This is a genomic window from Streptomyces sp. NK15101, assembly GCF_020400725.1.
GTDB lineage: Bacteria > Actinomycetota > Actinomycetes > Streptomycetales > Streptomycetaceae > Streptomyces.
This window is the reverse complement of the sequence record NZ_JAINVG010000171.1, coordinates 1-5,744: the sequence shown is the minus strand read 5'-3', so window position 1 is coordinate 5,744 and position 5,744 is coordinate 1. Positions and strand designations below refer to the sequence as shown.

Genomic DNA, 5,744 nt, shown 5'->3' with positions numbered 1-5,744 from the left:
CAGACCGGTCTGGCCGGCCAGCACCCCGAGCTCCGCGACCGCCTTCCACTTCATGCCCTCGATCGCGCCCGCGGCCAGGTCCAGCGCGTCCGCGATCGTCCGGGCCGCGGACACCATGTCCTTCAGGTGCTTGCCCTTGACCTTGGACCAGTGCTCGCCCAGCGCGTCCATCGCCTCGCCGTGCCCCGACGACAGCAGCCGCTCCATGTGGTTGCTGGCGAGCCGGCCGTCGTCGGCGAGGTCGTCCGCGAACTCCCGCAGCGCGTCCGCCATGTCGCGGTACGCGTCCTCGTCGACGTTGGGCCAGTTCACCCCCACCAGGTCCAGGAGCGTGTCCGCCCAGTCCGGAACCGTCACAGCCACGACTCGTATCCCCCGTAGACGTGGACATGGATCGAACGGCTCGAACAGTCCTACCACGGTGTCCGGTCGTCGTGTGATCCGCAATGGCAACGCCTGCATACGTGGCACAAACTGCCCCTCCCGCATGATGAACACGCAGGCCCGGCGCTTGCGGATGCAGGGGAGCTGCACACCGGACGGTTGGCGGCGTCGCGAACGCGCCAGGGTTGCGGCACCCCCGTCGCCGGTGACGCCGCACCCACCGTCCGCGTTGCGGGGTGCGCCTCGGCGGCGGTGACGCGGCGGGTGTGACGGGTACAGGTGCACTCACCTGTCACGCGCTCTGCCACGTGGCTGCCCGGGTGGGTGTTCACACAGGGCGCTCGGTACGGCCGGACATCCCGCCCAAGGTCCCGTGCCGGCGGCCACCGCTACCCGAGAAACGACAGCCGGACCTGACGCTCCGGATTATCCCGATTAGTGTCCACCAGGCACACCGACTGCCAGGTGCCCAGAGCCAGTTCACCGCCGATCACGGGGATCGTCGCATGGGGCGGGACGATGGCCGGCATCACGTGGTCGCGACCGTGGCCGGGGCTTCCATGGCGGTGCTGCCAGCGTTCGTCCGCGGGGAGGAGCTGGTGCAGGGCGGCCAGAAGGTCGCTGTCGCTGCCCGCACCCGTTTCGATCAACGCCACGCCCATGGTCGCGTGCGGCGTGAAGACGTTCAGGAGTCCGTCTCTGCCCTGTGCCACCTCGGCCAGGAAAGAGGAGCACTCCCGGGTCAGGTCGTAGACCGTTTCCGATGTCCCGGTGGTGATGTCAAGGGTGCGGGTCTCGAATCCGTGGCTCATGTCCCCATGGTGGGCGGGCGGGGCTTTCCGCTCAAACTTCACACGCGGAGCAGAGGGTGGTCGGGGACGGCAGCCGCACGAGCGGCACGATCACGGGGCGGTCCGCCGGTCGCCCTCCGGGGGCTTCCCGTGCGGAGCGCCGGCCGGTCCCGGTCCCGGGGGGAGTGCCAGGAGCAGCGGAGAGCTCAGCCGGGCGTCCGGGTGCATGCGCAGGAGCTGGTGGACCACCCCGGACAGCCCGGGGAGCAGGCCCGGTGCGAACGCCTCCTTGGCGAGGCCGCCGACCGGGCCGCGCTGCTCGATGCCGGTGAGCAACTCCGCGTCGGCCTCCGCGGCGGACGGCCCCTCGTATCCCTTCAGGCCGCGCAGGCGGTGGAGGATCTCCCAGAGCCCGAGGTCGCCGTGGCAGAGGGTGTGGCTCCAGCCGAAGCCCTCGCGCAGGCCGGCCGGGGCCGAGCGGAGCGCGGTGTCCAGATGGCGCGGGTCGCCGGTGCGCTCGTGGAGGTCGACGGCGGCCAGGCCTATGCCCGTGCTGCCGTGACACCACGCGGTGGGATGGTCGACCGCTCCCCCGACCCGCGCGTCGGCCCAGGCTCGCGTCTCGGGAGAGTACAGGGACTCCTCGAAGTCATGCGCCAGAGAACCGAGTTCGTACCAACGGCGTCGGTCGGTCGCGCTCCCGGCAGTGGAGAGGGCGAGCCTGGTGAGCGCCCAGCCGGCGCCGGTGGCGCCGTGGGCGAATCCGCCGATGCCCTCCGGGAACATCACCGTGGACCAGCGTGCTCCGCGGTCGTCGAGGACCGCGGTCCGCTCCAGCCGCCGCCCGGCTTCGGCGGCGACGTCCACCCACCTTTCCTGACCGGTGAGTTCCGCGAGGTCGAGCAGGGGGACGATCACCCCGGCCGCACCGCCGAGCACGTCGAGCGCCCGGTCCTCGGCGATGAGCTCCGGGGTCAGCAGCGCGGCCCTGGCGCGGGCGCGGTCGAGCGGTCCGGGCGTCCCGAGGACACGGTGCAGGGCCGCCCAGGTCCACACCTGCGAGGCGAGGCCGGTGAACCCGCCGAGCGGGCGGGTCGGCGTGGTGTCCTCGGTGGCGGCCAGCACCTCCAGCGTGCCGGCCAGCACGGACTCGACGCCGGCCACCGGGTCGGCCCGTCCTGCCCGCTGCTCCCGCAGGTACTCCGCGAGGGCGAGGGCGACGCCGCCCTGACCGGTGTAGAGGTCCGCGCCGAGCGGGCGGACCGCCCAGCCGTAGTCCGTGAGCACGGGGCTGATCCAGGTCGCGGTGGCGTCGGTGCCCCGTACGGCCGCCGCGCAGATCGTCTCCACGGCCGCGGCCGCCAGCGCGCGACGGCGCCGGTCCAGGTCCTCGCTGCTCGGAGACCGCGCGGGCGTCCGCACCCGGTCGGGGAGCTGCCGTTCGTTCAGGTAGGCACCGACCAGTGCGCTGCGGATGGTGTCACGCTCGCGGGTGAGGTCCGCCTGTCGCCATCCGGTCAGGAAGGCGGTCAGCCTCTGTCCGCCCACCCGCTCGTCGAACACGGGGACGTCACCGATCAGCAGGTCCGCGATCTCTCCGTCGATCACCGCGGGTTCGCGGGGCGCGCCCGGTGCGGCGAGGGCGTTGCGGTGGAGGATGTCCCGGGCCCGCGTCAGGGCGGCCTCGGGGTCGTGCAGCGAGGCCGGGTGCCAGAGCATCCGGCCGATGTCCGTGTACGTCTGTGTGGGCCGCCGGATCCTGCGGACGAGGCATCCGTCGAACGCCTTCATCAGCGTGCCGAGTCCACCGCCCGCGTCGAGGTCCGCCAGCGCCCCGGTGAGCCTGTCGAAACCGGTCAGCACCTGGTCCCAGTGGCGGATCAGCACCGGTTCGGGGCTGGGGTGGTTGCGGGCCGGCGGCAGGTCCACCACGCCGATCTCCATGCGGGCGGTGTCGAGCCCTCCGTCCGCGATGACCGGGACACGGATCCGCGGCTGCTGGCCGGGCAGACCGCCCGCGGCCGAGAGGTCCACACCGGCGAGGGCGTAGCCGTCGGTGCGGAGCGGCAGGATGCCGGTGCGCAGCACGGTGTTGCGGATCGTCCGGGCCGCCCGGTCCACGGCGTCGCCGCGCCCGCTCGGCGGGACCTCGACATCGGGCGTGAACAGGGCCTCGGCGTCGACCACGGCGGGCACCGGGCCGTGGGCCACCAGGTTCTCGGCGTGCAGGTCGGTCCCGCCGAGGAGTCGCATCACCGCCAGCCATCCGCCCAGGGCACGGTAGAAGCGGGCGAGTTCCGCCTCGTCCCGGCAGTAGCGGTGGCCGAGGTGCTCGGCCCAGCCGTAGCCGTCCCGGACCACCACCCGCGGCACGCCCAGGTCCTCGGCGCCGGGGACGGCGGCGACGAAGGAGCGCAGCGCGGCGTCCACCTCCACCGGCCGGGGCTTGTACATGACGCTGCCCGTCCCGAAGAGCAGCCGGGCCACCGCCCGCCCTCCGTGGTGCGTGTCCCCGCGGGCGAGCTCCAGACCGCGCAGGGGGCCCGGATCGTCGCCGAGCAGGCCGGCGACGGCCTCCCGGTCCGCGGCGAGCCGTGTGCCCAGTTCCAGCGCGCCCTCGATCAGCAGGTGCCCGGAGGCGAAGACCCGTTCGCGCAGCGCCGGGTACCGCCGGTGCAGGGTCTCGGCGAATTCGGGGGCGGAGGCGTGCCGGACGAAGGCGTCCCAGCGGGCGGCCGAGTCCGCGCCGGGCAGTTCGCCCGCCAGGACGGCGGCCCGCAGTTCCAGCAGGAGCACCCGGTTGAGCCGGAGCTGCAGGGTACGGCTGAGGGCCTCGCGCGTCGCCTCGCGCAGTACCGCCCGCTCGTCGGCGGCCAGCCCGGCGATCTCCGGGATCCGGTCCCCCAGCTCCGCGAACAGCGGGGCCACGAAGGCGTCCACCGGTGCCGCGAACCATCCCTCGGGCGGTGCTCCGTCGGCCGAGCGGGCCGCTGCCACCGGTTCCCCCATGCTGGGTCCTCTCCTGACGACTGGTGCACGTGATCCGGCCCGAGCCGGTGGCGCGTTGCGGCGGGCCGGGGAGCCCCCGAGGGCTCCCCGGGTGTTGCGTGCGGTGCCGTACGGCGGTTCGTCAGCAGCAGTAGCTGTGCCACGAACCGGTACAGCTGCTGCACCCGGTCAACAGCGCCTCGGTGGCGTCGGTCAGCGCGGCCTCTCCGGCCGCACCGCCCACGTAGAGCGGGCCGGCCGGGTTGTCGGCGCCGAAGGCCGTCTCGGCGCCCTGGAGCCAGGCGGTGACGATCTCGTCGGCACGGGTGGCGGACATGACGGGCATGCGGTTCCTCCTACGAATCGCAGGGAATGCGCGGAGCTACAGAATCCACCGGAGGACGTCCGTCCGAGACCTGCCAGAACCGGTCATTCTTCAGCCGGTCGTCCGGCCGGGACCGGAGGCCGCCGCCCTGCGGCCGAGCCCGTGCACGCCGATCCGCGCGCCGGCACTGGAGCCGAGGTGAACGGCGGTGCCCGCCCCGGCCGGTCCCGTCCCCGGACCCGCCCGGACGGAGACGGGGTGGACGGCGCCCGCGTCCGTCAAGTGGGGCGGCCGGCGCACATCCGGCCATTCACCGTCCGCCATGCGGACGCTTCGCGCCGCACCCCGAGACCGCACCGCACCCCGAGACCGCGCCGAGGCGTCCGTGACGGGCGGCCCCGCTCCATGAGCGTCGGGGGGCCGACGGGCGCGGCCGCGTGTCTGCCCGGGTGTCTCGCGGTGGCGTCAGCGCGTCGCCGTGCCGTGGGCCGTCGCGGCGAGCCGCGCCGTGTCGACGCGTACGAAGACGGAGTCCCCGACGGCGACCAGGGTGTCGTCCGCGTGGATCTCGCAGATCACCCGGCTCTTGCGGCCCAGAGGGCCCTCCACCCGGGCGGTCAGGGTCAGCTCCACTCCCATGGGCGTCGGCTTCAGGTACTTGACGCCGAGTTCCCCTGTCACGCACTCGATGCGCGGCAGGCTCCCTGGCTCGCGGCCCTCGGCACGGTAGTGGTAGGCCATCGCGGTCCAGTTCGAGTGGCAGTCGACCAGCATCGCCAGGAAGCCGCCGTACACCAGTCCCGGCCAGCCCGTGTACTGCGGATCGGGGCGGTGGGTGCAGCGTACGTGCACGCCGTCCGGATCCCAGTGGCTGTGGATCCGCAGGCCGGTCGGGTGCGCGCTTCCACAGCCGAAGCAGACGCCCTCGGGCGCTGCGAGGTCCTGCAGCGGGGTGGCTTCCAAGATGGGTTCCCTTCCGTTCACGGTGCCGTGCTCCCGGTGCGAGAGCGCCGTCGTCACCCGTTCGATCACATCACGAAGGCCCGGCGCCGGGCACCCCCGAACGGGGTGTCCGCACTCCGGGCCTCTCGAAGCGGCGGGTCAGCCCTTGCGGGACCCAACCTCTTGGGTGAGCTGCGGGAGCACCTCGAAGAGGTCGCCGACCACGCCGTAGTCGACCAGGTCGAAGATCGGGGCCTCGGGGTCCTTGTTGACCGCGACGATGGTCTTCGAGGTCTGCATGCCGGCCCGGTGCC

Annotated in this window: 5 protein-coding genes and 1 pseudogene; all 6 read right to left on the bottom strand. The window is 73.4% G+C overall.

Annotated features, from left to right (window positions below; translation table 11 throughout):
* On the bottom strand, positions 1 to 363 hold a 363-nt coding region (locus K7G60_RS38155), incomplete at its 3' end, for a hypothetical protein (protein WP_225805562.1).
* Positions 364 to 773: 410 nt separating this feature from the next.
* Positions 774 to 1,196 (bottom strand): YjbQ family protein, encoded by a 423-nt coding sequence (locus K7G60_RS38150; protein ID WP_225805561.1) that lies wholly within the window; start codon positions 1,194 to 1,196, stop codon positions 774 to 776.
* Between the two features lie 90 nt (positions 1,197 to 1,286).
* Positions 1,287 to 4,184, bottom strand: a complete 2,898-nt coding sequence (locus tag K7G60_RS38145) for a type 2 lanthipeptide synthetase LanM family protein (RefSeq protein ID WP_225805560.1) — start codon at positions 4,182 to 4,184, stop codon at positions 1,287 to 1,289.
* Positions 4,185 to 4,305: 121 nt separating this feature from the next.
* Entirely contained in the window at positions 4,306 to 4,509 is a 204-nt protein-coding gene (locus K7G60_RS38140) for a DUF6229 family protein (protein WP_225805559.1), read from the bottom strand.
* 444 nt (positions 4,510 to 4,953) lie between these two features.
* Positions 4,954 to 5,451 carry a PaaI family thioesterase gene (locus K7G60_RS38135; protein WP_225805558.1) on the bottom strand — a complete coding sequence of 166 codons (498 nt, stop codon included), beginning with the start codon at positions 5,449 to 5,451 and terminating at the stop codon, positions 4,954 to 4,956.
* A gap of 138 nt (positions 5,452 to 5,589) precedes the next feature.
* A pseudogene (locus K7G60_RS38130) lies at positions 5,590 to 5,744 on the bottom strand (electron transfer flavoprotein subunit alpha/FixB family protein); the annotation flags it as partial.

Bases quoted from the DNA above. Each gene is read 5' to 3' on its own strand.
- K7G60_RS38140 (WP_225805559.1), bottom strand. From the start codon at position 4,509: ATGCCCGTCATGTCCGCCACCCGTGCCGACGAGATCGTCACCGCCTGG.
- K7G60_RS38150 (WP_225805561.1), bottom strand. From the start codon at position 1,196: ATGAGCCACGGATTCGAGACCCGCACCCTTGACATCACCACCGGGACA.
- K7G60_RS38145 (WP_225805560.1), bottom strand. From the start codon at position 4,184: ATGGGGGAACCGGTGGCAGCGGCCCGCTCGGCCGACGGAGCACCGCCC.